Annotated in this window: 30 protein-coding genes; 12 read left to right on the top strand and 18 right to left on the bottom strand. The window is 69.6% G+C overall.

Annotated features, from left to right (window positions below):
* Nucleotides 1-29 precede the first annotated feature (29 nt).
* From ACQPWU_RS09525 to ACQPWU_RS09495, 7 genes are all read right to left on the bottom strand, one after another.
* Entirely contained in the window at nt 30-662 is a 633-nt protein-coding gene (locus tag ACQPWU_RS09525; protein ID WP_433438464.1) for an RNA polymerase sigma factor, read from the bottom strand.
* Nucleotides 663-783: 121 nt separating this feature from the next.
* A complete protein-coding gene (locus ACQPWU_RS09520; protein ID WP_433438463.1) occupies nt 784-1,638 on the bottom strand; it encodes an alpha/beta fold hydrolase in 855 nt (284 codons plus the stop codon).
* 206 nt (nt 1,639-1,844) lie between these two features.
* Nucleotides 1,845-2,624 (bottom strand): PP2C family protein-serine/threonine phosphatase, encoded by a 780-nt coding sequence (locus ACQPWU_RS09515; RefSeq protein ID WP_433438462.1) that lies wholly within the window; start codon nt 2,622-2,624, stop codon nt 1,845-1,847.
* Between the two features lie 72 nt (nt 2,625-2,696).
* On the bottom strand, nt 2,697-3,677 hold the full coding sequence (locus tag ACQPWU_RS09510; RefSeq protein ID WP_433438461.1) for a SpoIIE family protein phosphatase: 981 nt from the start codon (nt 3,675-3,677) through the stop codon (nt 2,697-2,699).
* Nucleotides 3,674-4,105 (bottom strand): ATP-binding protein, encoded by a 432-nt coding sequence (locus tag ACQPWU_RS09505; protein WP_433438460.1) that lies wholly within the window; start codon nt 4,103-4,105, stop codon nt 3,674-3,676. The genes ACQPWU_RS09510 and ACQPWU_RS09505 overlap by 4 nt, the downstream gene beginning before the upstream one ends.
* The gene (locus tag ACQPWU_RS09500; protein ID WP_433438459.1) at nt 4,095-4,469 is read right to left on the bottom strand and encodes an STAS domain-containing protein; all 375 of its coding nucleotides are present in this window, start codon (nt 4,467-4,469) and stop codon (nt 4,095-4,097) included. The genes ACQPWU_RS09505 and ACQPWU_RS09500 overlap by 11 nt, the downstream gene beginning before the upstream one ends.
* Nucleotides 4,466-5,362 (bottom strand): STAS domain-containing protein, encoded by an 897-nt coding sequence (locus ACQPWU_RS09495; protein ID WP_433438458.1) that lies wholly within the window; start codon nt 5,360-5,362, stop codon nt 4,466-4,468. The genes ACQPWU_RS09500 and ACQPWU_RS09495 overlap by 4 nt, the downstream gene beginning before the upstream one ends.
* A gap of 139 nt (nt 5,363-5,501) precedes the next feature.
* On the opposite strand from ACQPWU_RS09495, the gene ACQPWU_RS09490 reads away from it, so the two are divergent.
* A complete protein-coding gene (locus tag ACQPWU_RS09490; protein ID WP_433438457.1) occupies nt 5,502-6,695 on the top strand; it encodes a PP2C family protein-serine/threonine phosphatase in 1,194 nt (397 codons plus the stop codon).
* On the top strand, nt 6,688-7,227 hold the full coding sequence (locus ACQPWU_RS09485) for a MarR family winged helix-turn-helix transcriptional regulator (protein ID WP_433438456.1): 540 nt from the start codon (nt 6,688-6,690) through the stop codon (nt 7,225-7,227). The genes ACQPWU_RS09490 and ACQPWU_RS09485 overlap by 8 nt, the downstream gene beginning before the upstream one ends.
* A gap of 19 nt (nt 7,228-7,246) precedes the next feature.
* On the opposite strand, the gene ACQPWU_RS09480 is transcribed toward ACQPWU_RS09485, so the two are convergent.
* The 4 genes from ACQPWU_RS09480 to ACQPWU_RS09465 form a co-directional block, all read right to left on the bottom strand.
* A complete protein-coding gene (locus ACQPWU_RS09480; RefSeq protein ID WP_433438455.1) occupies nt 7,247-7,345 on the bottom strand; it encodes a zinc-binding dehydrogenase in 99 nt (32 codons plus the stop codon).
* A gap of 154 nt (nt 7,346-7,499) precedes the next feature.
* On the bottom strand, nt 7,500-8,408 hold the full coding sequence (locus ACQPWU_RS09475; RefSeq protein ID WP_433438454.1) for a transglycosylase SLT domain-containing protein: 909 nt from the start codon (nt 8,406-8,408) through the stop codon (nt 7,500-7,502).
* An 85-nt stretch (nt 8,409-8,493) separates the two neighbouring features.
* A complete protein-coding gene (locus ACQPWU_RS09470) occupies nt 8,494-9,876 on the bottom strand; it encodes an alpha/beta fold hydrolase (RefSeq protein ID WP_433438453.1) in 1,383 nt (460 codons plus the stop codon).
* 158 nt (nt 9,877-10,034) lie between these two features.
* Nucleotides 10,035-10,463 carry a hypothetical protein gene (locus ACQPWU_RS09465; RefSeq protein WP_433438452.1) on the bottom strand — a complete coding sequence of 143 codons (429 nt, stop codon included), beginning with the start codon at nt 10,461-10,463 and terminating at the stop codon, nt 10,035-10,037.
* A 596-nt stretch (nt 10,464-11,059) separates the two neighbouring features.
* On the opposite strand from ACQPWU_RS09465, the gene ACQPWU_RS09460 reads away from it, so the two are divergent.
* The 3 genes from ACQPWU_RS09460 to ACQPWU_RS09450 all read left to right on the top strand — a co-directional run bounded on the left by ACQPWU_RS09460 (nt 11,060) and on the right by ACQPWU_RS09450 (nt 12,964).
* Nucleotides 11,060-11,977 (top strand): hypothetical protein, encoded by a 918-nt coding sequence (locus ACQPWU_RS09460; RefSeq protein WP_433438451.1) that lies wholly within the window; start codon nt 11,060-11,062, stop codon nt 11,975-11,977.
* A gap of 295 nt (nt 11,978-12,272) precedes the next feature.
* Nucleotides 12,273-12,647 carry a roadblock/LC7 domain-containing protein gene (locus tag ACQPWU_RS09455; RefSeq protein ID WP_433438450.1) on the top strand — a complete coding sequence of 125 codons (375 nt, stop codon included), beginning with the start codon at nt 12,273-12,275 and terminating at the stop codon, nt 12,645-12,647.
* Nucleotides 12,644-12,964, top strand: a complete 321-nt coding sequence (locus tag ACQPWU_RS09450; RefSeq protein ID WP_433438449.1) for a hypothetical protein — start codon at nt 12,644-12,646, stop codon at nt 12,962-12,964. The genes ACQPWU_RS09455 and ACQPWU_RS09450 overlap by 4 nt, the downstream gene beginning before the upstream one ends.
* A gap of 15 nt (nt 12,965-12,979) precedes the next feature.
* Here ACQPWU_RS09450 and ACQPWU_RS09445 read toward each other — a convergent pair whose 3' ends face one another.
* On the bottom strand, nt 12,980-13,327 hold the full coding sequence (locus ACQPWU_RS09445; protein ID WP_433438448.1) for an ArsR/SmtB family transcription factor: 348 nt from the start codon (nt 13,325-13,327) through the stop codon (nt 12,980-12,982).
* A gap of 66 nt (nt 13,328-13,393) precedes the next feature.
* Here ACQPWU_RS09445 and ACQPWU_RS09440 point away from each other — a divergent pair, with 66 nt between their 5' ends.
* On the top strand, nt 13,394-15,418 hold the full coding sequence (locus tag ACQPWU_RS09440) for a heavy metal translocating P-type ATPase (protein ID WP_433438447.1): 2,025 nt from the start codon (nt 13,394-13,396) through the stop codon (nt 15,416-15,418).
* Between the two features lie 247 nt (nt 15,419-15,665).
* Nucleotides 15,666-16,730, top strand: coding sequence for an IS110 family transposase (locus tag ACQPWU_RS09435; RefSeq protein ID WP_433445178.1), 1,065 nt, complete (start codon nt 15,666-15,668; stop codon nt 16,728-16,730).
* 401 nt (nt 16,731-17,131) lie between these two features.
* Here the strand turns inward: ACQPWU_RS09435 and ACQPWU_RS09430 are convergent, their stop codons facing one another.
* From ACQPWU_RS09430 to ACQPWU_RS09415, 4 genes are read right to left on the bottom strand one after another with little or no spacing between them, the layout of a single operon-like run.
* Nucleotides 17,132-19,336 carry a heavy metal translocating P-type ATPase gene (locus ACQPWU_RS09430; protein WP_433438446.1) on the bottom strand — a complete coding sequence of 735 codons (2,205 nt, stop codon included), beginning with the start codon at nt 19,334-19,336 and terminating at the stop codon, nt 17,132-17,134.
* A gap of 27 nt (nt 19,337-19,363) precedes the next feature.
* Nucleotides 19,364-20,329 carry a hypothetical protein gene (locus tag ACQPWU_RS09425; protein WP_433438445.1) on the bottom strand — a complete coding sequence of 322 codons (966 nt, stop codon included), beginning with the start codon at nt 20,327-20,329 and terminating at the stop codon, nt 19,364-19,366.
* A complete protein-coding gene (locus tag ACQPWU_RS09420; protein ID WP_433438444.1) occupies nt 20,326-20,538 on the bottom strand; it encodes a heavy-metal-associated domain-containing protein in 213 nt (70 codons plus the stop codon). The genes ACQPWU_RS09425 and ACQPWU_RS09420 overlap by 4 nt, the downstream gene beginning before the upstream one ends.
* A 24-nt stretch (nt 20,539-20,562) precedes the next feature.
* A complete protein-coding gene (locus ACQPWU_RS09415; RefSeq protein ID WP_433438443.1) occupies nt 20,563-20,844 on the bottom strand; it encodes a metal-sensitive transcriptional regulator in 282 nt (93 codons plus the stop codon).
* Nucleotides 20,845-21,129: 285 nt separating this feature from the next.
* On the opposite strand from ACQPWU_RS09415, the gene ACQPWU_RS09410 reads away from it, so the two are divergent.
* Genes ACQPWU_RS09410 through ACQPWU_RS09400 form a run of 3 tightly spaced genes read left to right on the top strand, consistent with a single transcriptional unit; the run spans nt 21,130 to nt 23,102 of the window.
* Nucleotides 21,130-21,528 (top strand): VOC family protein, encoded by a 399-nt coding sequence (locus ACQPWU_RS09410; protein WP_433438442.1) that lies wholly within the window; start codon nt 21,130-21,132, stop codon nt 21,526-21,528.
* 36 nt (nt 21,529-21,564) lie between these two features.
* Nucleotides 21,565-21,903: a YciI family protein gene (locus ACQPWU_RS09405; protein ID WP_433438441.1), complete on the top strand. Its 339-nt coding sequence runs from the start codon at nt 21,565-21,567 to the stop codon at nt 21,901-21,903.
* Nucleotides 21,897-23,102: an RNA polymerase sigma factor gene (locus ACQPWU_RS09400; protein WP_433438440.1), complete on the top strand. Its 1,206-nt coding sequence runs from the start codon at nt 21,897-21,899 to the stop codon at nt 23,100-23,102. Before ACQPWU_RS09405 ends, ACQPWU_RS09400 begins: the two co-directional genes overlap by 7 nt.
* Here the strand turns inward: ACQPWU_RS09400 and ACQPWU_RS09395 are convergent.
* Nucleotides 23,089-23,736 (bottom strand): class I SAM-dependent methyltransferase, encoded by a 648-nt coding sequence (locus tag ACQPWU_RS09395; RefSeq protein WP_433438439.1) that lies wholly within the window; start codon nt 23,734-23,736, stop codon nt 23,089-23,091. The two genes, ACQPWU_RS09400 and ACQPWU_RS09395, sit on opposite strands and share 14 nt — an antisense overlap.
* A 183-nt stretch (nt 23,737-23,919) precedes the next feature.
* Between ACQPWU_RS09395 and ACQPWU_RS09390 the strand changes: the two genes are divergently transcribed.
* On the top strand, nt 23,920-24,252 hold the full coding sequence (locus ACQPWU_RS09390) for a hypothetical protein (RefSeq protein WP_433438438.1): 333 nt from the start codon (nt 23,920-23,922) through the stop codon (nt 24,250-24,252).
* A gap of 23 nt (nt 24,253-24,275) precedes the next feature.
* Nucleotides 24,276-24,713: a MerR family transcriptional regulator gene (locus ACQPWU_RS09385; protein WP_433438437.1), complete on the top strand. Its 438-nt coding sequence runs from the start codon at nt 24,276-24,278 to the stop codon at nt 24,711-24,713.
* A 179-nt stretch (nt 24,714-24,892) separates the two neighbouring features.
* On the opposite strand, the gene ACQPWU_RS09380 is transcribed toward ACQPWU_RS09385, so the two are convergent.
* On the bottom strand, nt 24,893-25,804 hold the full coding sequence (locus ACQPWU_RS09380) for a MarR family winged helix-turn-helix transcriptional regulator (RefSeq protein ID WP_433438436.1): 912 nt from the start codon (nt 25,802-25,804) through the stop codon (nt 24,893-24,895).
* Nucleotides 25,805-25,807: the final 3 nt, after the last annotated feature.

Genomic DNA, 25,807 nt, shown 5'->3' with positions numbered 1-25,807 from the left:
CGCCACATCGGCCAGAAGGAGCCTGCGAACTATTCTGACTGCTTCACGGACTCGAAGTAGTCGGCCAGCCAGTCACGCACGGCCGTGCGGGCGCGATGCAGCAGCACCCGTTGGTTGGCCGCGGAGATCTCCAGGATCTCGCACACCTCCTCCGAAGTGCACCCCTCAACGTCGCGCAAGGTGATCACGGTCCGCTGCCGGGGAGGCAGCTTGGACAGCCCCTCGGCGATCAGCCCGCGCACCTCCGAGGCGAGCGCCTCACTCTCGGGCGTCGGCCAGACCGCCGGGAGCTCCTTCCAGCCATCCGGCAGCACCGCGTCGAGGCCCTTGTCCGCCACCCCGTCCTGCTCGAAGGAGCTCCACGGCAGCGTGCGGCTCTCACGGGCGCCCCGCTTCTTCGCGGTGTTGACCAGGATGCGGTAGACCCACGTCTTGACCGACGAGCGGCTCTCGAAGGCGTCGATCCCGCCGATCACCGCCAGCCACGTGTCCTGGACGACCTCCTCAGCTGAGTGGTCGGTCGACACGTAAGACCTGGCCACCCGCAACATGCCCCCGGACCACGTGTCGAGCAGCGCCGCGAACATCGCCTCATCTCCGGCTCGCAGGGCCGTGACGACGACGTCATCCGGGGGCAGCCCACCGCCCGCGAAAGACCCCACGATCGCCCCCTCCGGTCGAACGCTGAGACATGGCGTGGGACCGAACCTCGGCCCCACGCCTGGGACTAACCCGCCCCACGCTAATCATTCCCACTGACGTTCTTCCGTCCCGGCGGTGTCTTCACGTTGAAGACGCCGCCGGGCCTTCGGGCACGGGCGTGCCGGTCAAGGAACGGATCAGTTGCTTGGCGAAGTCCTCGGGAGCGTCGGTGAAACCGCTGTGCGCGCCCGGGAACTCGACCAGCTCGGTCCCGAGCCGCTCTGCCAGCACGGCGGCGGGCCGGGACGGCAGATGCCCCTTGGTCTCACGCCCGGCCGCGAGGACCACCCGGTCGGAGACCCGGCCAAGAGCGGCCAGGTCGGGCACGTAAGAGGTGAATTGCCGCAACTCGTGCTCCATCATGATCGGAGCGTTACGCATCAGCCGGGTCATCATCTCAGCGGCGCGAGGAGGCAACGAGGCAGGGTCCGGCATGGCCTTCATGGTGCCGCCTATGCCCTCCACGAACCGAGCGGACGCGGCCGCGAGCCCTTGCGTGCGAAAGAGCTGGTACACCTCCTCGACGAAGGCCAGCTGCGCAGCGGCGTCGGGCAGCAGGGCGAAGCACGGCGGCTCATGGGCGACCAGGCGACGTACCCGGGAAGGATGGCCGGCGAGCAGGTCGAGACCGACGATGGCGCCGCTGCTGCCACCGAAGACGTAGGCGGGCTGGTCGGGACTCACCACGTCGAGCAGCCGGCAGGCGTCGTCGCTCTGCACGTCGACCCGCTGATCCACGGGGACCGGGCTGTCAAGGCGGCTGTGCGAGTACCCGCGTGGGTCGAGGGTGACAAGGGTGAAGTGCTCGCCGAGCGGACCGGCCACCACGTCGAAGACGGCCGCGTCACCGCCGCCGCCCGGCAGCATGAGGAGCACCGGCCCGCTGCCGCTGACCTCGTAATAGAGGCTGGCACCGGGTACGGACAGAATAGCCATTCTTTTCCTTTCCTCGCGCGCGGCGCAAGTACGGCGCATTCCGCTAACTAGGAAGACTAGCTCATTTCCTAGGATCCCTAGGTTCAGTGAGAACGCGCCTGCCCCGGCGCGAGCGGCCAGGGCATCGCCTGAGGCAGCGGGGTCAGGGGATGAGGGGGTGGGCAGGCCGCGCACGCCCACCCCCTCATCGCCTGAGGCAGCGGGGGTCAGGGCATCCAGCGCATGGCCAGGAGCAGGGTGTCGTCGCTGTGCAGCACCTTGCGGTGCATCACCCGTACGAGCGTGTCGGTCAGCTCGTCCACCGGCAGCTCCCGGTGGCGCCAGGTCAGTTCGGCCAGCTCGTCCAGCCCCGCGTTGAGATCGCGCCGGGCCTCCACCAGCCCGTCGGTGTAGAACAGCACCAGCGTGCCGGGCTCCAGCCCTCGCTCGGCCACGTGGTCGCTGCCCGGCTCCGGATAGCCGAGGCCGCGCCCCCACACCTCCAGGTACGCGGCCGGCTCGCCCGGCGCGGCGATCAGCGGCGGCGGGTGACTGCCCGTGGCCACCCGGAGCATCCCGGTACGCGGGTCGAAGCGGGCCACCAGCACGGTCCCCGTCAGGTCCGGGTAGACCGGCTGCAGGATGGCCGCGGCTCGCTCCACCACGCTCTCCAGCGGCAGCCCGGCCAGGGAGAGCACGCGTACGGCGTGGATGATGTTGAGCGCGGCACGGGTGCTGGCCACGCCGTGGCCGGCCGCGTCCACCACGACGATGTGCAGCTCCCCACTCGGCATGACGACCACGTCGTAGAGGTCGCCGCCGGTCGGCGCGTCGTCCTCGGCGGAGGAGTAGTACACCGCGAGCCGCACCTGCTCCACCTGCGGGATCGGCGGGCGCAGGGCGTCCTCGAGCTCGCGGAAGATCGTCCGGTGGGCCCGCCGGAGCTGCTCGTCACGCTCCTCCTGCTCCACGACGATGGCCAGCACGCCCTGGTTGGTGCTGGCCATCTCGTCCTGGAGCTTGGCCAGTTCCTCCTCCAGCCTCCTGATCCGCTGCCGCAGCGCCTCCTCGGAGGCTCATCACGCTCCCCTCTCCCTGAGCGCCACTACGGTCGCGTCGTCGCGGAGGCGCCGGTGATCGCGGGCCAGCAGACCCACCAGCAGCGGAGGCGCCTGGGTGAACATCCAGTCGCTCGCGGTACGCAGCCAGCTCTGGGCGATCCCGTCGCTGTGCACGACCACCGTGGCCCCGGCAGGCAGCGGCACGGTCTGGAGACGTGGCGGCGGGATGCGCAGGCCGAGCGTTCCCGGTTGCGGGGTCAGGAGCTTCGGCGGGCTGCCGCCGTAGAGGATCGCCGCGCTCACGCTGCCCACTCCGCAGAACTCCGCCTCGGCGGCGCCTCGGGGCAGCCGGACCAGCGCCGCGACGGCGCCTCTGGAGTGCCGGAGTGCGTCGTGGATCGCCGCCATGGCCAGCGGCAGGGGGCGCTCGGGGTCACTCAGGAACGAGCCGGTGGCTGCCCGGCTGGCGCGGGCGGCGTCCGCGCCCCGGCCGAGGCCGTCCACCACGAGCGCCACCGTGGCGTCCGCGGTCTCGGTCAGGACGAACGCGTCGCCGCTGCTGTCCTGCCCCAGCGCGGGCAGTCGCAGCGTGCCCGCCCGCGCCGGGGCGGGAGCCTCGCGGAACCTCGCGAAGATCGCGGTCCCGCGCCGCGGGTGGGAGAAGATTCCGAACGTGGTCGCCAGGCGGCGTACCGCGCCGAGTCCGCTGCCCAGCGTGCCGGCGCTGCTGTAGCCGTCGGTCAGACAGCGGGCGACGTCGTCCATGCCGGGGCCGTGGTCGACTGCCAGCAGCTCGAGGCCGCCCGCCGGCTCCGGCTGCACCAGGAGCGCGCCGCCGTGCGTGTGCTTGGCGATGTTGCTGGCGAGCTCGGAGGCCGCCACGGCCGCCCGTTCGGTCAGCAGGGACGCCAGGCCGAGCGCGTGTGCGGCCTGGCGGGTCACCGAGACCGCATGGGCGACGGCGCTCTCGTGGTCGACGCGTACCTCCGTGGTGATCAATGGTCGCCCACCCAGCGCGTGATCACCACCGTCGTGCCCCTGCCTGGTCCGGTCTCCAGGTGGAACTCGTCCACCAGCCGCTTGGCGCCGCCGAGCCCGTGCCCCAGCCCGGGGCCGGTGGAGTAGCCGTCGACCAGGGCCGCGTCCGGGTCCGCGATGCCAGGCCCGTCGTCGGAGATGGTGAGCCGGAGGCCGGCCCGCGGCGGCGGGACGAGATGCTCGATCACCAACTCCCCTCCGCCTCCGTGCACGTAGCAGTTGCGGACCAGCTCGCTCGCAGCCGTGACCAGCTTGGTCTGGGCGACGAGGCCGAAGCCGGCCTCCAGCGCGGCGGCCCGTACCGCGTGCCGCGCGGCGAGCAGATCGTCCTCGGCGCGGATCGGGAGCGATCGCACCTGCCCGGCCGTCGTGACTTCCCTATCCGTCACGCGACCCTCCCGGCTGGGAGAGCATGTTCACGGCGTGCTCGACCGACAGCGCCGTCTCCACGCCGGGCAGGCTCAGCCCCAGCTCCACCAGGGTGATCGCGACTGAGTAGCGCATCCCGGCCACCACCACGCGCGCGCCCAGCAGCCGGGCCATCGTGGCGATCTCCACCAGGATCCGGGCCGCGAACGAGTCGACGACCTCCAGCTTGGTGATGTCGAGCACCACCGCCTCCGCCCCGACATCGCTGACCTGCCGGCTGAGCTCGTCGGCGAAGAGCACGGCCGTCTTGTCGTCCAGCTCTCTGAGCAGGCCGGCCAGAAGGATCTTGCCGAGACGCAGGATCGGGATCTGTGAAGTGCTCATGAAACGTTCGAGAGAGTGCTTTCGCCGGGCTTCTCCTCGGCCGGCCAGACCTCGTCGACCATGCGCATCGCCATGGTCAGCGCGTCTGCCAGGGACGAGCGCGTGACGATCTCGGAGAGGTCGATCCCGAGCCGTGCGATCAGCTGGGCGATCTGGGGACGGATGCCGCTGAGTATGCAGTCGGCGCCCATGAGCCGGGTGGCCGCCACGGTCTGCATGAGGTGCTGGGCGACCGCGGTGTCCACGGTGGGCACGCCGGTGATGTCGATGATCGCGACGGCGGCCTCGTTCTCCTGGATGGCCTGCAGGAGGCTCTCCATGACGATCTGGGCCCGGCCGCTGTCGAGGGTGCCGATGAGCGGCACCGCGAGCACCTTGCGCCAGAGCCGTACGACCGGGGTGGAGGTCTCCAGCAGCTGCCGGTTCTGGCGCTGGATGATCTCCTCGCGACTGTCGACGTACGTCTGGAATGTCAGCAGCCCGGCGCCGTCGAGCAGCCGGTGCGTCAGCTCGACGGCGTCGAGCCTGAGCTCCAGGTCGGAGATCTCCTCGGTGAGCACCCCCACACAGGTGTCCTTGAGCACGAAAACCGCGCCGGCGATGGCCGCGGCCGAGACGCCGAGCCTGGCCCAGCGGTGCGACAGGTCGATCACCGCGTTCCTGAGCGGCGGGAACCGCGTGACGACCTGGTCGAGAGGCGTGGCCCCGGCCAGCCCCTCGTAGAGGCATGAGACGATCACCTCTGCCTCCTCGCGGAGCTCGTCGCCGTCCACGGCGGCGGCCGATGCTAGCGTGCTCTCCTGCGTACGGACCCAAGTGGCCACGATCCGATCCCGGTGCTCGTCCACCACACGAGCGATCTCCTCCCTCGTGCGCTGCCTGTCACCCAGCATGGACACCCTCTCCATACCATTCCGTTAGTTGTCGCATGGCAAATATATACGATCTTGAGACTCTTCACCCCAGAGTTATTTGCTACTGTGCAAATTGTTGATGATCCGCGTTACGACGCGCGGGAGAAGAGGTCATCCCTTGGGCAGCATCCCCGAAGGCGTTTACGCAGTGCAGCAGGCCATGCACGCGGCCCCGCCTTATGCGGTCGTCGAGGCGCTGCGCGACGCGGTGACCCTGCACTTCGCCGTGGAGCACGTGGAGGTGCAGCTGGCCGACTACGCGCTGATCACGCTCCGTCCGGTGCTCGAGCAGCTGGCGCCGGGCGTGCCCGGCACCCTCATCGACGGCACGGCGGCGGGCCGCGCCTTCGCCGCCCAGGAGCCCCAGCGCGACGGGCGGCTGCTCCATCTGCCCGTCACCGCGTGCGGCGAACGCGTCGGCGTGCTCAGCCTCCGCCTCGCGGACCCACTCCTCGGCGCCCCTGCCGTGGAGGACCTCCAGCAGATCGCCACCGCCCTGGGCCACGACCTCCGCGGCGCCGACCGGATCACCGACCGCTACCAGCGGGTACGCCGCATGGCCCGGCTCACGCTCGCCGCCGAGATGCAGTGGGAGCTGCTGCCCGGCTCCTGCCACCAGGGCGACGGATACCGGCTGGCCGGGCAGCTGGAGCCCGCGTACGCGGTCTACGGCGACAACTTCGACTGGACGTGCGGACCGCGCTGGCTGGTGCTGTCCGTCACCGACGGCATGGGCGCGGGCGTGGAGGCCGCCCTGCTCACCACGCTGGCCATCACGGCTCTGCGCAACGCCCGCCGCTCCGGCGCCGGCCTCGAAGAGCAGGCGGGGCTGGCCGACGAGGCGATCTACGGCCAGTACGGCGGCCGCCTGCACGTCTCGACGCTGCTCCTGCACTTCGACGCCACGACCGGCGAGGTCTCCATGGTCGACGCCGGATCGCCTCGAGTCCTGCTGATGCGCAACGGCAAAGTACGTTCGGTCGAGCTGGAGCAGCAGCTCCCGCTCGGCATGTTCGGCAACACCGCCTACACCGAGCAGCGTTTCGGCCTGGAGCCTGGCGACCGGCTCGTCATCGCCAGTGACGGCGTCTACTCCTCCCGATCGAGCGGCGGCGCCGAGTTCGGCGGATCGCCGCTGGAGGCCCTGGTGAAGTCGACCCGCATGCAACCCGCCGACGAGGCGGTCCGTACGATGATTCGCGGCCTCCTGGACTTCCGGCGGGGCACGGAGGTGCTGGATGATGCCGTGGTGGTGTGTTTCGACTGGATCCCCGGCCCGGACGGCACCGTCCATGACTCACTGAGTGGATAGCGTGAAAGACGAGCCCGTTCCATCCGACCCCTTCGTCGGCCACCTGCCGCCGACGGAGTGGGCCGTCATCGAAAGGGAGGCGGCGGCCCTGGTGGCCGTGTGGGGACGTTCGCGGGAGGCGTTCGCCACCAAGGTGTCCTCCATCCAGCTTCAGGCCCTCCTCACCATCGAACAGCACGAGACCATCAATCTGGGCAGGCTGGCCGCGGCCCTGGGCGCGGTGCCCTCGTCCGCCAGCCGCCTCTGCGACCGCCTGGAGGCAGCCGGGCTGGTCAGGCGCTCACACTGCCAGGAGGACAAGCGCGAGCTGACGCTCTCGCTCACGCCGTCGGGCCGCTCTCTGGTCGAGGAGCTGGAGCAGCGCAGGCGCGCGGACCTCGCGCGCGTGCTGGCCGAGATGCCGCCGGCCGGCCGCATCGCGCTGCTGCGCGGCCTGCAGGCCTTCGCCGGGGCGGCCGACCGCATCATGGAACGCCAGGCCGAGGAGCCCGAGGACGACTGGACGACGATCGCCGCCCGCCTCCTCGCCTGAACCGTCTCCCCACCGCCTGTCACACTGCCAGGACGATCTTGCCCGTCGTACGGCCCTTGGCGACCAGATCGTGGGCGGCGGCCACCTCGGCAAGCGGGAGCTCCCGCTCCACATGCACGGCGATCCGGCCTCACGGTAGAGATCGCTCTGCGCGGCCGGCCCCGACGCGTCCGGTTCGACGAGGAAGGGCGTGGCACGCACGCCCAGTTCGGTCATGCCCGGCGTCCACGCTCCCTGCCCGCTGATCACGAGTTCCGGGAACCGGGCGATGGTCAGCGGGGGCCGGTGAGGCGAACGTCGCCCTTCGTGGACAGGACGAATACCTGCCAGTTGTAGTACGCGTAGAAGCTCCGGGCATCGCGCTTGATCTGGCGAGCGTGCGCCAGGACGGCATCTACGTACCGGTTGTCGTGGTTGTAGGCGAACACAGCACGCCGGTAGTCGCGAGGCGCCCCCGACGCCTTGAGGTAGTTGGCCGCACCAAGCACCGCGTCGCGTGCGTCGTGAACATCGCCGCCGAGCCCGTACTGCTGCCACGTGCCCGGCATGAACTGCATCGGCCCCTGCGCGCCGCTGGAGCTCGCCGACCTGACCCGCCCGAACTTCGTCTCCACGAGCATGATCGCCGCGAGCACCTCCCACTCGACGCCGAACCGCTTCTCGGCGCGGAGCATGTAGCCGCGCAACTGCTCGGCAGGCACCGGCTCGGCCAGTCGCATCCGCTTGCGCTGTGCCGCGCTGATGGGACGAGCCATCGACAGCAGCTTCCCGACAGCCGTGACGTTGTCGCGGGCCTCCGCTGCCAGCGCTTTGGGCAACCGCCCGATGGTCTGCCGGGCCAGCGGCGTATCACGGGCCAGTGTGCGGTAGATGCGCTGCTGATGCAGGGCTTGCAGCACCACGTCCTGCGGCGATGGGGCCTGCGATCCCTTGGCCGTCCAGCCGTCGATCGCCTCGTTCAGCGCGGTGGTCGTCTTCTCCAGGTCGTCGGCCAACGCGACGGAATCGGCGGCGATGGGGGCATCAGGGGCGGGCACATCCGCGGCCCCGGCCGACAGAGAAGGTGTCTGGGCGGCGTTCGGGGCGAGCCGCTCGGTTGTCGCTGCTCCGCCCGCCACATCGCCACAGCTCGTGAGGACGACTACGGTGGATGTCGCGATCATGACGTGGGCCAGTCTCATGACGATCTACCGTAGCGCCAGGATCGCCCGTCCGCCCTGAACGGCTGGCGGGTAGCGAACCGTGGGGCTGGGGTGATGCCGAGGATCAGCAGGTCGTGTTCTTGGGTGGGAGGACCTTGTCGGTGAAGTAGCGGTTGATGTGGTCGCGAGCGCAGGTGTTCACGCCGTAGAGGGTGTGGCCGGGGCCGTCATGGGCGAACGTGACGCTGCCCGCGACCTGGCCGATCGCTCTGGCGACGGCGTCCGATTCGCCCCAGGCGCCTGCGCCGAGCAGAGGCGGAAGTGTCTTGGGGAGCGGGGCGGGCGGGTTGGTGACAGATGCCGGCCAGCCGATGCATTGCAGAACGCCGGTCGCTATGGTGCTGGCCGCGCCCGCGTCAGGAGCGATCTTCCGGAGACGGGTGATCGTCGCGTTGAGCTCCTTCCGATCGGCGGCGCGAGGCCAGTCGGTGCACTCCGTCACGCCGGTGGCCTGGTCGGGGTAGCGGGCGCCACTGGCGGGGACGAAGGCGGAGGCGTCGCCGTCGTGGGCCTTGCGGATGGCCTCGGCCAGGGCCGGCCAGGCCGTCTTGCCCTGTTTGGCCGACGCGATGGCGAAGGTTTGCAGGTCACGGCCTGTATAGGCGACATTCTTCGCAGCGGGGACGGGAGTGCGATCGGCTCTGGCTACGAGAGCTCGCCAGGTGCTCGGGATGTCCTTGCAGCCGTTGGTGGCGCACCAATCGAAGAAGCGGGTCAGGAACTGCTCGTTGCTCTTGGCCATCTCCTCCAGCTCACTGTTCCAGTCGGCCGGGCTGTGGTTCCAGGTGCCGTCGAGGACCATCGTGCGTACCTGGTCCGGGAAGAGCCGGGCGTAGGCCTGGCCGTAGAAGCCGGCGTAGGAGGCGCCGTAGTAGTTGAGCTTGGCGCCGCCGAGGGCCTTCCTGATGGCTTCCATGTCGCGCGCGTGGTCGGCGGAGCTCATGTTGGCGAAGAGCACGGGATCAGCCTGGCGACAGACCTCCGCTTGACCGCGGTTGGTGTCGGACAGCCGGCCGAGGTCGGCGTCGTTCCGCGGGAACTCCGGGATCGGGATGCGGGTCCACAGGCAGGGCAGGCCGCTGCTGAGGCCGCGGAACTGCGCGCCGTAGCCGCGGGTGTCCCAGGTGACGATGTCCATCCGCTTGCGCAGGTCCGTCCACCAGCCGGACAGCGATTGGGTGAGGGCGATGCCAGGCCCGCCCGGGCCACCGTAGGCGATCAGGGCGACACCCTCCGAGGTGCCGGTGGAGGCGAGACGGCCCAGCTTGAGCGTGATCCTACGGCCGCCGGGGTCCTGCCAGTCGACGGGAACCTGGAGGTCGGCGCACTGCATGCCGACCTTGTCGTTGGGGCACAGACTCCAGTCGAGAGCGTCCGCCGTGTGCTGCGCGCGCATCCCGCCCCCGGCGCTCATCAGGACCAATGCCATCGCGATTGACTTCAGCATGCCGATCACGATGCTTGAAGGGGCGGGTGTGGCGCGTCGGACCACGGTCTGATTTCTCGGAGCTTGAGTCAGACCTGGGGTTGTCATCCCGGGCGCTTCCAGGCCGTTTGCCTCGCCGCGGCATCAGGGCTTGGCGCCTGCGCGAGAACCTCCAAGCCTCAAGCGGTCCAGGGCTTCTTCCCTCTTTCCTGCACGGGTGCCCCATGTAACCTCCCGAGGAGAACGGGAGCGCGGCGGAGATCCGCCCGCATCAGACGGTAGGGCCGACGCGTGCGGCGCACGCACCCCCAGGAGCACCCCACAAGCGCCACGACGGTCAAAGCCGCCAGCCTGACGAGGTCGTCGCGCCCGAAGGCCAGTTCTCCTTCGGTGTGCGCGAGGAAGCCCGTGGCGAAGCACCAGGCCATCACGCCTGTCGCCAGTGCGGCGAGGTAGCGCCTCGCCCAGGCCCCGAACACGCCGACGGCCACGCCCACCAAGGCGACACGAGCCGTGGTCTCGGAGAAGGCCAGCGAGGCAAGGGCGCAGGTGCCGACCGTGCACCCGAATCCGGCCGGAACCAGTACTTCCAGAGGACGCCTGCGCATCGACCGTTCCTTTCAGCGGGAGCCATTCATATGAAACCGGCTCCGGCCTCCGGGAGCGACATTTTCTACGCCATTTCTACGCACCCGATACGACCGCTAACGCCTTATTTGCGCGCCCAAGACACGTCAAATCCCTTGCCCACCGATTTGCGGCATGGACATAGTGAGGCCATCGTCCGCGGAAAGGAGGGGGAAATGACCGTGCAAGCCTGCCGCAGCGTTGCCCGCCCGGCCTGGCTGCGCAACTGGAATGATCACGCCGAGAGCCGGAATCAAGCCGGTCGAGCGCGGGTCAGGCCGATCACTCGGACTTGGCGGCATGGATGGCGAGCCCGGTGCGGTCCCGCGATGCCGGCCCTGCGCCCGACAGCCCCAGCAACAACGTGGTCGCCTCACGCTTCAGGCGTCTCGCCGGGTGGTCAGCTGACATCGAGTGTTCCCGAACCGGCGCGGCGCTGCCTTACGCGTGGCGGTCAAATCCGTTAACTTCCTCCGTCGCCCGTTCCCCTGAAGGCCAAAGGTGGTCACCATGATCGGTGACACGCGCGTCTCTGGAGGTCCCGTTGACCGTATTCCTACGTGTTCTCCTCGCTTCCATGGCGGCACTTGCCGCGTCGCCGGCCGTGCCGGCCTCCGCGGCCACAGCGGCGCCGGCCGGCATGTACAGATTCGTGGTCGCGATCGGCGGCTTGAAGACCACCTCGCGCGAGAACTGGGTGCGCCTTGCGACCTACTCCCTCACCGCCGACGGCAAGGCCTACGACTCCCACTTCCACTGGTCACAGCGCCTGCGCGTGACCCGCAGCTACACCGGCGTCACCGGCGCCGGGTGCGGCGTGCGTGCCTGCCAGGTGCAGACGGCCAACGGCTTCCCCGCCACCAGCTTTCCCGAGCACCTCAGTGGGACCTACACGGTGACCGGTTCGGTGCTGCGCATCGCCTGGACCGGCAACGGATGGGAGGAATGGACGGTCAGCGAGCCGATCGCCGGGCAACTGGCCAAGCTGACCTACCGGGGCAGTTCGTTCGGCGCGACGCACGGGTACGGCTACGGCAGCAACGCCACGTGGAGCGAGCGCGCGACGATGGCGGAGATCGCCGCCTTCGACCACACCCGGCTCAAGCACGACTACCACCTGTGGAAGACCGACGCGGGCACGCCGTACCTTGACGAGGGCGCGGGCAGTCCGTTCTGGATGACCGGGTGGCGCCAGTGCTCGAGCGGCCGATGCCTGGGCGGCGCCACGACCGCCACCGACTACTACCTGTCCACGGCGAACGCCACCTCGACCGACCGCAGAGACACCATCTGGCACTGGCGGCGCGAACTGGCCGACGCGCGCGGCGAGACCTGCTACACCGGCAACTCGCACGTCAAGCCCATGCTGCAGATCATCGACAACGCGGGTGGCTTCCACGGGTGGGTCGCCGTGGAGGCGTCGCTCAACCAGTCTTCCCCGAGCCAGGGCACGTCGGCCGACGACATCGGCGTCTTCGAGCTCAGCGAGTTCTAGGCACGGCGCCAGAAGATCACATCACCCCGTACTGCCGGCCCGCCGACGTGTTCCGCTGGCCCACCGACAGGTGCTAGTCGTCCAGGTGCCCGCGAGCACCACGTAAATCGCCGACCGTCATCACCAGATCAGTCCGAAGTCGCGAAAATTATTCATAAATAGCATAGCTATAGGCGTTGGAGTGGTTTTCCTGCGCCTTAGCACTATAAAAATGCAACACAAGCACTATGGACGATTTCAGCGCCATTTATTACCCCCTACGCTGTCTCCGTTCCACTGACGGCGAGGAGGTCACGTGCTCGGAATCGACACCTGCCTGGCGGAGGTCATGTCCATACCGGGGGCGCTGGACGCCATGCTGGTCGACCACACCAGCGGCATGGCGGTGGCCTGCAGCAGCACCTCGGTTGTGGACACCGACCGCTCGGCCGTCGCACTGACGCAGGCGCTGCGGGCCACGACCGATGGCCTTGCCCGCGCCTGCCCGGGCGAGGTCGTACGCATCGATGACATGCTCGTCACCACAGACAAGGGTCATCACTTGTTCAGGCCGCTGGAGACGGTCTTCGAGGGGCCGCTTGTGATCTATGTGCATCTTGACCTGGAACGATCTAACCTCGCCCTCGCCCGGCATCGTCTGCGGTCCATCTCCAGCCAGCTGACAACGTGAACCATGACCAGGCTCGACGCACTCCTTGCCGGGCTGGCGCGCGAGCGCTCCACGGGGCGCTGCGGCTCGGCAGGAACGGCACGATCTTCCTCTCTGACGGGCGCGTGACGTACATGGAGTGTGCGCAGACCCCGAACGTCGAGCCGTTCCTGGAGGTGCCGAACTTGGTCACCCATGTGCACGGCGCCTGCATCCAGACGGCCGGTCTGCCGCCCCTCGCGGACACGGCGAGCATCGCCGCAGGCGCTCCCGAAGAGGTGGCCTTCACACGAGCCGGCGTGCTGGTGGGCGCCGTCGCGATGATCGCACCGCGTTGAGGCGCGAGCGCGGGGTCAGGAGGTAGGTGCGAGGGTCTGGTCGCCGCGGTCGATGTGGTCGGCGTGGTAGAGGCCCTGGGTGAGCAGGCGGCGCACGTGCTCGTCGGCGGCGGTGTAGTAAACGAAGGTGCCCTCGCGGCGGCCCTTGACCAGCCCGGCCAGGCGGAGCTTGGCCAGGTGCTGGCTGACGGCGGTGGGGGCCGCGTCGGCGAGCTCGGCCAGGCAGGCCACCGACGACTCACCCTGCAGCAATGCCCACAAGATCTTGATGCGCGTGGGGTCGGACAGCAGCCGGAACGACTCGGCTGCCAGATGCACCTGTTCCTCGTTCGGCATGTCGAAATCAGGCAAAGAGGTGTGCATGCAGCCAGCATATCCTCGAACCTCACTACTTGCATATCTGCGTGAGTGCGCATATACGATGCTTCGGTGACAACCGAACTGAGGCACTCCCCCGTGGCCCCACCCCCGGCAGCGATGTCCCGTGCCGCAAGGTGGTGGCACAGCGGGGCCGGATCCCTGATGGAGGTGCGCTGGGCGGCCGCGGCCACCGTGCTGTTCACAGCCGGCGGCCTGGCCCAGCTGGCCGGGACGCCGCCCTGGCTGTGGTGGGTCCTGTACCTGGCCTGCTACGCCGCCGGAGGCTGGGAACCGGGCCTGGCCGGGCTGAAGGCGCTGCGCGAGCGGACGCTCGACGTCGATCTGCTCATGGTCGCCGCGGCGATCGGCGCGGCCGCGATCGGGCAGGTCTTCGACGGCGCGCTGCTGATCGTCATCTTCGCCACCTCCGGCGCGCTGGAAGCGGTGGCGACCAAACGCACCGAGGACTCGGTGCGCGGCCTGCTGGATCTGGCTCCCGAGCAGGCGAGCCGCGTGGACGAGTCCGGACTGGAGGACGTGGTCCCGGCCGCCGAGTTGCGGGTCGGCGACGTCATCGTGGTCCGGCCAGGTGAGCGGATCGGCGCCGACGGCCAGGTGCTGGCCGGGGTCAGCGACGTCGACCAGGCCTCCATCACCGGCGAGAGCCTGCCCGTGGACAAACAGGCCGGTGACGATGTGTTCGCCGGCACGCTGAACGGCACGGGCGTGCTGCGTGTCCGGGTATCACGGCCGGCCGGGCAGAGCGTGATCGCGCGGATCGTGGCCCTGGTGGAACAGGCCGGCGCCACCAAGGCACGAAGCCAGCTGTTCATCGAGAAGGTCGAGCAGCGCTACTCGATCGTCATGGTCGCCGCCACCATCGCCTTGTTCACATTGCCCCTGCTGTGGGGGACACCGGTGCAAGACAGCCTGCTGAGGGCCATGACCTTCATGATCGTCGCCTCGCCCTGCGCGGTGGTGCTGGCCACCATGCCACCACTGCTGGCCGCCATCGCCACCGCCGGACGCCACGGCGTGCTGGTCAAGTCCGCGGTGGTGATGGAACAGCTGGCCGATGTCACACAGGTGGCCTTCGACAAGACCGGCACACTGACCGAGGGCCGCCCGCATCTCGCGCAGATCCACCCCCTGCCTGACCCCAGCCCCCGCGCCGCGACCGGGCAAGACGACATCAACCGGCTCCTGGCGGTGGCCGCCGCCGCGGAGGAAGGCTCGGAGCATCCGCTGGGCCGTGCCGTCGTCGCCGCGGCCCGCGAGCAGAGCCTGACCCTGCCCACGGCCACCCAGTTCGCAGCCGTGCCCGGACGTGGAGTACGGGCCCGCGTCGCCAGGCGGCAGGTCGACATCGGCAGCCCCGCCCACCTGCTGGATGGCCGTACCGACGAGGCCGCCGACGCGGCCCGGCAGCTGGCAGCTGGCCTCGAGGACGGCGGGCACACCGCCGTGGTGATGCTGGTGGACGGCCGGCCCGCCGCCATGCTGGCCCTGGCCGACAGCATCCGCCCGGCTGCTGCCGACACCGTGGCCCGCCTGAACGCGCTGACCGGCGCCCGGCCGGTGCTGCTGACCGGCGACAACCCGCGCGCGGCCGCCCGGCTGGCGACCCAGGCCGGCATCACCGACGTCCGTGCCGGTCTGCTGCCCGAAGACAAGGTGGGCGCGGTGCGCGAGCTGCAGCAGCAGGGCGTACGGGTGGCGCTGGTCGGCGACGGGGTCAACGATGCCCCCGCTCTGGCGACCGCGCACACCGGGATCGCCATGGGTCGCACCGGCTCCGATCTCGCCCTGGACACGGCAGATGCGGTCGTCACCCGCGATGAGCTGTCCACCATTCCGGCCGTGATCGCGCTGGCCCGCCGCGCCCGCCGCCTGGTAGCCGCCAACCTCGCCATCGCCGCCACCTTCATCGCCGTGCTGGTGGCCTGGGACCTGCTCGGCGACCTGCCCCTGCCGCTCGGCGTGGCCGGACACGAGGGCTCCACCGTCATCGTCGGCCTCAACGGACTGCGCCTGCTGCGCAACGCCGCCTGGCGACGCGCCACCACCACCCCCATCACCGCGGAAAGGCCCTGATGGCCACTGACAGAGATGATGTAGGTGAGCACCTCCCGCCAGGGTCTGACCCAGCCTCTGACTGACTTCGAGTCTTCAACGGGATCTGTCGGCTTGGGGCGGGAGGTGCTCGCCGGCACTCACTGGACGTGGCGTTGTGACCTCATAGGAGCCTGGCCAGAGGCCCCTTCTCTGTCTTGTCCGCGTTGCCCGGCTGGTGCGTGCCGCCCTGCCCACCGGTCAAGAGCACAGGACGACGATGCCCTCCATTACACCCCAGGCCGTGACGAGTAGCGAAGTCGCCGGCGGCGTCGACACCCATCAAGACACCCACACCGCAGCCGTGATCGACATGGTCGGCCGGGTCCTGGGCAGCGAGCAGTTCCCCACCGGCACCGCCGGATACGCCGCGCTGCTGACCTGGCTGCAATCGTTCGGCACCGTGAAAATCATCGGAGTCGAGGGAACCGGCGCCTACGGTGCCGGACTGACCCGTTACCTGCGTGAGCAGGGGATGGAGCTGGCCGAAGTCGACCGGCCCGATCGCAAGACCCGCCGTTTCCAGGGCAAGTCCGACCCGATCGACGCGATCCAGGCGGCCAAGGCGGCGCTCGCCGCAGACCACACCGGCACCCCCAAACAGCGCGACGGCCGCGTAGAAGCCCTGCGCTGCCTGCGCATCGCCCGCCGCTCGGCCGTCGACCAGCGCGCCGACGCACAGCGCCAGATGAAGGCCCTGATCGTCACCGCCCCCGACGACCTGCGCGCCCAGCTCCGCGCCCTGCCCGTCAAGAAACTCATCACGACCTGCGCCGCCCTACGCCCCGACCACGCCCACGCCCACGACCCGGCCACCGCGACGACGATCGCGCTGCGTTCCCTGGCTCGCCGCCACCAGCAGCTCACCGCCGAGATCAACGACCTCGACGAACTCCTGCACCCCCTCGTGGCCGCCATCAACCCCGCCCTACTCGCCGTCCACGGCCTCGGACCCGACACCGCCGGCCAACTCCTGGTCACCGCCGGGGAAAACCACGACCGGCTCGGCTCCGAAGCCGCCTTCGCCATGCTCTGCGGGGTCGCCCCAATCCCCGCATCATCCGGCAAAACCCACCGGCACCGCCTCAACCGCGGCGGCGACCGCCAAGCCAACGCAGCCCTCTGGCGCATCGCCCTCGTCCGCCTGCGCTGGGACCCCCGCACCCGCGACTACATGGAACGACGCACCCAAGACGGCCTGTCCAAGAAAGAGATCATCCGCTGCCTCAAACGCTACATCGCCCGCGAGCTCTACCAGATCATCACCAAAAACGATCATGATCCCACCGCTTGACATCAATAGGAGCATCCCAGTCCTGACCCCCGCGCGGTACGGCTGATGATCGGCTACGCCTGCGACACGCGGCTGCTGCTGCGCATCCCAGCCGGTAATCTCGCCGGCGCAGCCGCGGGTTCCAGCTCACCGGCGCCGAGCCCGTCACCCGCGAGGCTGCCCGCGACCCGCTGCTGACCCGGCGCCACGCTCCTTCCGTCACTCCGTGACGACGAACGGCTACGGCGAAACGGGCTCTGACCGGCCCTCGATACGACAGCCGAGCCACGCCGGCCAGGCGCGCGACGGCGAGCATGGCGAACCCAGGCGCTCCCCAGCTGTGCGCGACCTTTGCCTGCGAAAGGTGATCGTACGAATGTGGCCGAAGGCGGTGATCGCCTTCGGCCACAGGGGACGGTTTCTTACGTGAAGCGGCGCAGCCGCAGGCTGTTGCTGACCACGAAGACGCTGGAGAACGCCATCGCGGCTCCGGCGATCATCGGGTTGAGCAGCCCGAGCGCGGCCAGTGGCAGGGCGGCCACGTTGTAGGCGAACGCCCAGAACAGGTTGCCCTTGATCGTCGACAGCGTACGGCGGGACAGCCGCAGCGCATCGGCGGCCACCCGCAGATCGCCCCTGACCAGGGTGAGGTCGGAGGCTTCGATGGCGGCGTCGGTGCCGGTGCCCATCGCCAGCCCGAGGTCGGCCTGGGCCAGCGCGGCGGCGTCGTTGACCCCGTCGCCCACCATGGCCACGACCTTGCCCTCGGCCTGCAGCTTCTTGACCACCTCGACCTTGTCGGCGGGCAGCACCTCGGCGATCACTTCGTCGATGCCCACCTCGGCGGCGACGGTCTTCGCCACCGCCTCGTTGTCGCCGGTCAGCAGCACCGGGGTCAGGCCCAGCGCCCGCAACTCGGAGATGGCCTGCTTGCTGGTCGGCTTGACCACGTCGGCCACTACCAGCACCGCCCGCGCCTGGCCGTCCCAGCCGACCGCCACCGCGGTGCGGCCCGCCGCCTGCTCGCCGGCCAGCTTGCGTTCGAGATCGGCGGGCAGGTGCTGGGACCATTCGGCCAGCAGCCGGGGCCGTCCGACCAGGACCGCGTGGCCGTCCACGATGCCCTGCACGCCGAGCCCTTCGACGTTGGCGAAGTCCTCCACGGTGGCCTCGGAGCCGGCTGCGCGGGCGATGGCCTGGGCGATCGGGTGCTCGGAGGCGTGCTCAAGCGCGCCGGCCAGCCGGAGCACCTCCTCGCGGGTCTCCCCCTCGGCCAGATGCACGCCGACCAGGGTCATCTTGCCTTCGGTGACCGTACCGGTCTTGTCCAGCACGATCGTGTCGACCCTGCGGGTGGACTCCAGCACCTCCGGCCCCTTGATCAGGATGCCCAGCTGGGCGCCCCGGCCGGTGCCGACCAGCAGGGCCGTCGGCGTGGCCAGGCCCAGCGCGCACGGGCAGGCGATGATCAGCACGGCGACCGCGGCGGTGAAGGCCGCCGCCGTGCCGTTGCCGGTGCCGAGCCAGAACCCGAGCGTCCCGACCGCCAGCGCGATCACGATCGGCACGAAGATGCCCGAGATGCGATCGGCCAGCCGCTGCACGGCCGCCTTGCCGGTCTGCGCCTCCTCCACCAGCTTGGCCATCTGAGCCAGCTGCGTGTCGGCCCCGACCCTCGTGGCCTTGACGATGAGGCGGCCGCCCGCGTTCACGGTGGCTCCCGTGACCGCGTCGCCGGGGCGGACCTCCACAGGCACGGACTCGCCGGTCAGCATCGAGGCGTCCACCGCTGAGGAGCCCTCGACGATCACACCATCGGTGGCGATCTTCTCACCAGGCCGCACCACGAAGGTGTCGCCCACCTCGAGCTGGTCGGTGGGGACGCGGCGACCGTCGGCCAGCTCCACGTCCTTGGCGCCCAGCTCCAGCAGCGCCCGCAGGGCCGCGCCGGCCCGCCGCTTGGAGCGGGACTCGAAGTAGCGGCCGGCCAGGATGAACGCGGTCACCGCCGCCGCGGTCTCGAGGTAGATGTTGCCGGAGCCGTCGGTGCGCTCGATGGTGAAGGCGAACGGGTGGGTCATCCCGGGTGTGCCCGCGGTGCCGAAGAACAGCGCCCACAGCGACCAGCCGAAGGCGGCCAGCGTGCCGACCGAGATCAGCGTGTCCATCGTGGCGGCGCCGTGCCGCAGGTTCGTCCAGGCCGCCTTGTGGAACGGCCACCCCGCATACACCACCACCGGAGCTGCCAGCACCAGCGACAACCACTGCCAGTTGGTGAACTGCAACGCCGGAACCATCGCCATCGCCACCACCGGCACGCTCAGCACGACGGCGGTGACCAACCGCTCGCGCAGCGGTTTGAGCTCGTCCTGCGGCTCCTGCTGCGCTTGGGTCTCGGGCGGGGCCGGCAGCTCGGCGGTGTAACCCGCCTTCTCCACCTCGGCGATCAACCGCTGCGGGTCCACACCCTCGGGGAAGGTGACCTTCGCCTTCTCCGTCGCGTAGTTGACGGTCGCGCTCACGCCCTCGAGCTTGTTCAGCTTGCGCTCGATCCGGTTCGCGCAGGACGCGCAGGTCATGCCGCCGATCGACAGCTCGACAGCCCTGCCTTCAGTCAGGGAGGACATCACGTCTCCTTTCTTCGCGTCCTGCGATCAATGCGTGTGATCGCCGTGAGAAGGGCCGGCGCTCGGCTCTGCCGTGGGCTTGGGCTGCCCGGCCCCGGCCTGGGCGGTGAAGGCCGCGGTACGGACCTTCCCCTCGTGCTGGAAGTCCAGGAACAGCCCGTAGTCGCCGCCGCTGGGCACCTCGGCGTAGAAAGTGATCTCCGGCCCCGCCGCCGTCTTGCCGTCGCCCGGCTCGCCGTCCGGATGCACGTGCAGATAGGCCAGGTCACCGGCCCGCAAGGCGACCAGATGTCCGTACGCTCCCAGATACGGCTGCAGATCCGTCACCGGTTCACCGTTCTTGCTCACCCTCAGCGTGAGCTTACTGGCCTGGCCGGGCACCAGGTCACCGGCCAGCGAGACGGTGTAGCCGTCCACTGTCGCCGTACGACTGACCTCGGTCAGGGGCCGCGGCTTGTAGTCACCCGCCACCAGGAGGTCCGCGCCGAGAGTCAGGCCACTCCCGCCGGTGGGGGCGAAGTCGGCGAAGGCCCGGTAGGCGCCCGGGTCGTCCAGCGTCAGCTTCACCGACCACACACCGTCGGCGGCCATGTCCGGATGCACGTGCTGGAACGTCCCCAGATCCCGCGACACCACGATGAAGTGCAGCTTCTTGTCGTGCTGAACCTGGTAGCCGGTCACCGGCTTGCCGTCGGGCCCCGTCACGGTGAACCGGAAATCAGTGGGCACGCCGGCCTTGATGGTGGTCAATGGGTTGAGGGTGTAGCCGTTCTGAGACACCTGGAGCCCCCCGGGGGTATCGTCCTGCGCTGTCGCGGTGGTCTCCTCATGGCCGCCATGACCGTCCCCCGCGGGAGTCGCGTGGGCCGCCCCATGCCGCGGCTCGGCCGGCGCCGGGCCGACCTGGCCCACCGCACTTCCGACGCCCAGGGCGCCGCCGAAGACGACGGCCAGCCCCAGGACGTAGGCACCAAGTTTCGCTGCTGCGTTCATGCCGGATTCGCCACCTCGTAGCCCGCCTCCTCCACGGCCGCGACGATCGCCGCCGTGTCCAGGGGGCTGTCACTCTCGACGGTCAGCAGGCCGCCGGCCAGGTCCACCTCCACCGAGGTGACACCGGCAACCTCACTGACCTCCTCCTTCACCGAGCTCACGCAGTGGCCGCAGGTCATGCCCTTGACGGTGTAGGTAGCGGTAGCCATGTCGATCAACCCTTCGTGGTGTCATCAGGAACGGACGAGCCGCGCGATCGCGTCGGAAGCCTCTTTGACCTTGGCCTGCGCCTCGGGGCCCCCCTTTGCGGTGGCCTCGGCCACGCAGTGGGCCAGATGATCCTCGAGCAGAGAGATGGCGACCGACTGCAGGGCGCTGGTGGCCGCCGACACCTGCGTCAGGACGTCGATGCAGTATTTGTCGTCCTCGACCATCCGCTGCAACCCGCGCACCTGACCCTCGATCCGGCGCAGCCGACGCAGCTGGTCCTGCTTGTGGTCGCTGTATCCAACCATGTCTCCCCCTTCCGACCTCTTGAACGTACCATACCCCCCTACCGTATTCCAAGCCGAAGAATTCGCCCGTGAACGCCAAGGACTTGATCGACACGGCACACTGACGCCACCCCGGACGGTCACAGCCTCGATCGCCTCGCCATGACAACGCAAAACTTCTCGGGCGGGGTGTCGTATCGGTCGAGCGGCCAATCGTCTACCTGGTGAAGGACGTGTACGTCCGCTGAGGCCGCCGGTCCGACACGGCCCGATGACAAAGCAACCGATCCAGGGATGGAGCTGGTCATGAATCCCACGCTGAACACGATCGACATCGTGGTGTCCGACATGGACGCGACGATCGCCTTCTACGCCCACCTGGGCCTGGAGTTCAAGCTCGACCCCCACACGCCCGAGCACGCAGGCTGCGACCTGCCCGGCGGGCTGCACGTGATGCTGGACACAGAGCCGTTCCGCACGCCGTTCCTGCCCGGCTGGAGCGCCCCGACCGGCGGGCCGCGCACCCTGCTGTGCTTCGAGTTCGACTCCCCCTCCGGGGTGGATGCCAAGTATGCCGAGCTGGTCGAGGCGGGCTACCGCGGGATCAAGGAGCCGTTCGACGCGTTCTGGGGCATGCGCTACGCCACGGTGGCCGACCCGGACGGCAACGGCGTCGACCTGTACGCCACGCTCCCGGCAAGCTGAGAGCGGGCAGGTAACGTCTCAGCGGAGGTCGAGAGAGTGAAGTACGTGCTGATGTTCGTGGAGACCGAGGAGTTCGCCAAGGAGCTGGAGGCGATGGGCGAGCTGGAACGTGCCGCCGCCTATGAGGCGGTGGGCCGCTGGTTCGCCGCGCACGCCGACAAGATCACTCACCATACGCACCTGCACCCGGTGCGCACCGCCACCACGATGCGCCTGGACCAGGGGGAGCCGGTCGTCACCGACGGGCCGTTCGTGGAGGGCAAGGAGGTGGTCAGCGGGTTCGCGGAGGTGGAGGTGGCGGATCTGGACGAGGCGCTGGAGGTGGCCCGCACCTGGCCTGCCTGCCCGGTCGTGGAGATCCGTCCGGCGTGGTGAACGAGCAGGCGAGCGCGGCGGTCCTGGCCCGGATGGTACGCGAGCACGCGGGCCGGCTCGCCGCGTCCATGGTGTCGTTGCTGGGCGACTTCTCCGCCGCCGAGGACCTGGTGCAGGACGCGGTCGAGACGGCGCTGCGCCGCTGGCCGGTCGAAGGCGTTCCGGAGCGGCCGGACGCCTGGCTGTTCACCGTGGCGCGACGGCGCGGCCTGGACGTACTGCGCCGCGAGTCGAACTACCGCGCCAAACTCGCCCAGCTCAGCTGGCCGGACCCCGCACCGCAGGACGATCGGCTGCGGCTGATCTTCACCTGCTGCCACCCGGCGCTGTCACGTTCGGCGCAGATCGCGCTGACGCTCCGGGTGGTGTGCGGGCTGAGCACGGCCCAGATCGCCGCGGCGTTCCTGGTGCCCGAGGCCACGGTGGCGCAGCGGATCACCCGCGCGAAGCGCAAGATCGGCGAGGCCGGAATCCCGTACCGCATCCCGGCGGACGAGGAGCTGCCGCAACGGCTGGGCGAGGTGCTGGCGGTCATCTACCTGCTGTTCAACGAGGGCTACCTGTCCAGCACGCCCGAACGCACGCACGCCCGCGACCTGATGGACGACGCCGAATGGCTGGCCGCGCTCCTCGCCAACCTCATGCCGAAGGAGCCGGAGGCGTCCGGGCTGCTCGCGCTGATCCGGCTGCACCGGGCACGCGGGGCGGCCCGCTTCGACGCAGAAAGCCGCCTGGTGCTCCTGGCCGACCAGGACCGCTCGTTGTGGGACCGGCAGGCCATCGAGGAGGCGACCGCGCTGCTGACCCGTACGGCACGCACCTACCACCGGCCAGGGCCCTACCAGGTGCAGGCGGCGATCGTGGCCTGCCACGCCGAGGCCGAGCGCTTCGCCGACACCGACTGGCCGCAGATCCTGGTGCTCTACGACATGCTGCTGTACCTGGCGCCGTCGCCCGTCGCTCGGCTGCACCGGGCCATCGCGCTGCACTATGCGCAGGGGGCGGAAGCGGCCCTCGCGGAGTTGAAGGAGCTCGGCCAGACGCTGGAGCGCTACCCCTTGTTCCACGCCACCCTGGCGGAGCTGCTGCGCGACCTGGGGCGCCGCGACGAAGCGCGCCGGGCTGATGAGCGGGCCCTGGAGCTGACCGCCAACCCGGCCCAGCAGGCGCTGCTGGAGGAACGACTCAGCTGGACGTGAGCCGGTGAGCTCGACCGAGCAGGTGTGAGAGGGCGGGAATCAGTGGTTGCGGCGAGAAGGCGAACCGCTCCACCTCGTCCACCACGAACCCGGCCTCCTGGATGGCGGCGAGGGTGTCGCGGTTGGGGTGGCAACCTCCCGCCGCGCGCCGCCACAACGGCGTGATCGCGTCCTCCAGCAGGCCGATCAGCGGGTTCGCCGATCGGACGTGTTCGTAGAAGCGCAGCTTCCCGTCCGGCTTCAGCACCCGAGCGATCTCGGTCAGCGCCGCCCGCTGCGAGGGCACGCTGCACAGCACGAGCGAGACCACCGCGGCGTCGAAGGCGCCGGCCTCGCCGGGCAGGGCCTCGGCATGCCCGGCCACGACCGTGACCGGTACCGGTGCCGAGGCCGCCTCGGTCACGGCGAATCGGCGCAGGATGTCCTCAGGTTCGACCGCGACGACTTCGGTGACGGTCTTGGGGTAGTGGGCGAAGTTGCCGCCGTTGCCGGCACCGATCTCGATCACACGTCCCTCGAGCCCGGTCAGGAGCCGTACCCGATGCTCCCGGGCGCCTCGCCGGTCGGCGATGGGTGCGGTGTCGACATACATGCGCGCGAAACGCGGATGCTGGAACTCGGATAGATCGTCCATGCTTGATCACCTCTGCCGACGGGGCCTGCCTTCCAGACTGACGCATCACGCGGCAACGCGCCGATCCTGATCCCCAGCCTCACCGTCGAGGCCGCCTTCGCGTGGCTGGACACCGGCCAACCGGAATGTCCATGAAAGACAGGGCTTGCATTCGGTACCTGGGTACAGGCTTAGCGTCGAGGTATGACACAACACGTCGCCCCGGAATGGGTGCCGTCGGCGTGCACACTGCCCACCGTGGAGCAGCCGCTACGGCTGGCGGAGTTCGATGCGCTGTTCGCCCGCGCCGTGCAGGCCGTGCAACGTCCGGAGCGGACGCGCCTGCGCCTGGAACTGGCCTTCAGCCCGCAGAACGCCGCTCAAGCCGCCGAGCTGACGGCACGCGAGACCAGCTGCTGCTCCTTCTTCGCCTTCACCCTCGGCATCGCCGAAGGCACGCTGACCCTGGACGTACGGGTCCCCCAGCGGCAGACCGCGGTGCTGGACGCCCTGCAGGCGCGGGTGGGGCTGGTGTGATGCCAGGCGAATACGAGCAAAGTGTGGCGTACGATATCGAGGGACCGTACCTGCGCACCGGCCAGGTGGCCGCGCGAGCCGGGGTGAACATCCAGACCCTGCGCTACTACGAACGACGCGGCCTGATCGCAGAACCGCGGCGCAGCTCCGGCGGGCACCGCACCTACCCACCGGAGACGGTCACCCTGCTCAAAGTGATCAAGGCTGCGCAGGGACTCGGCTTCACCCTGGAAGAAGTGGCCGAGCTGCTGGAGACCGGACGGCGCGGCCACCCCACACCGGACCTGCAGGAACGGGCCAAGGCCAAGCTGGCCGAAATCGACCGCAAGATCACCGACCTGAACACCATGCGTGACGCACTGGGCCGGGTAGTGGCCGCCCGCTGCACAAGCCTGACCCACTGCGTCTGCCCCGACTGCCCGCTACCGTACGCGGAACTCGCCGGGGAAAGCACTCGATGACGCCACACAGACGGGGCCTGCCGCAATGGCTGTCTCCGACGATCGTCCGTCGACTCCCGCAGCAGCCCCATGAACGCGCCGACCACGCAGACCACCAGCGGGTCGAGCGAGGCCGAAGTCCTTGCGCACCAGTCAGTCCCGGCACGAGCACGAGCACGGGCCCGCATCCGACTCGTTTTCTACGAGCCCTCGTGGTCAGGGTGTGACTCGGCCGGGCCCGGCGCGTCAATCATTTTCGTGAGCAGCGTTCGTAGCTCCACGTCGCCAAGCTCACCCAGCGTGGCGACCACCTCCTGCTGGTTCGCGTCCATCGCCTGTCGCGCCTCGGCGAGGGTCGCCGCGCCTTTGCCGGTGATCGTCAGCGCGTACCGGCGGCGGTCATGTCTGTCCCGGCCGCGCTCGGCCAACCCGGCCGTCTCCAGCTCGTCGACGATCTGCACCATGGCCGGTTCGGTCAGCGCGAGCATGCGGGCCAGCTCCTGCTGGGCAACGGGCCCGGCCTCCGCGAGGGCGGCCAGCGCGGTGAAGTGCCGCATCTGGATGCCCAGCACCCCGAGCGCCGCATCGTTGAACTGGCGCAGCCGCCGGTCAGCGGCGTTGAGCAGGTAACCGATGTGGCCGCGGAACCCCTCAGGCAGACCGGTCGCGACCTCTGGCATCAACTGGCGCAGCAGCACGGTGAGCCGTTCCCGCTCCCTGCCGGACAGTGGCTGAGTGAGCGACTGCTCGGCTCGGGAGAAAGCCGGCGCCGCCTCCGCCAGAGCGCGTCTGCCTGCCGGAGTCACCGACAGCGCGTACGAACGCCGGTCCTGCGGGTTGCGCCGCCGGACCACGTACCCGGCATCCTCCAGCTTGTCGACGACCTTGACCATCATCGTCCGATTGATCTTCAGCTTCTCCGCCAGGTCATGCTGAGACGTGGCATCACGCTCGGCGAGTGCACCGAGGATCGCGAAGTCGCGCGGCTGAAACCCGACGGGCAACACGGCGTGCGCGGTCTGAACCGCCCGGCCATAGATGCGGCGCAGCAGATGCCCCGTATAGCCGGCCAGCGGCGCCCCGTCACCGGCCCGGCCAGCCTCGGTATCCACACC

Source organism: Nonomuraea sp. CA-141351 (assembly GCF_050944675.1).
Lineage (GTDB): Bacteria > Actinomycetota > Actinomycetes > Streptosporangiales > Streptosporangiaceae > Nonomuraea.
This window is presented reverse-complemented; position numbering and strand designations above follow the sequence as displayed.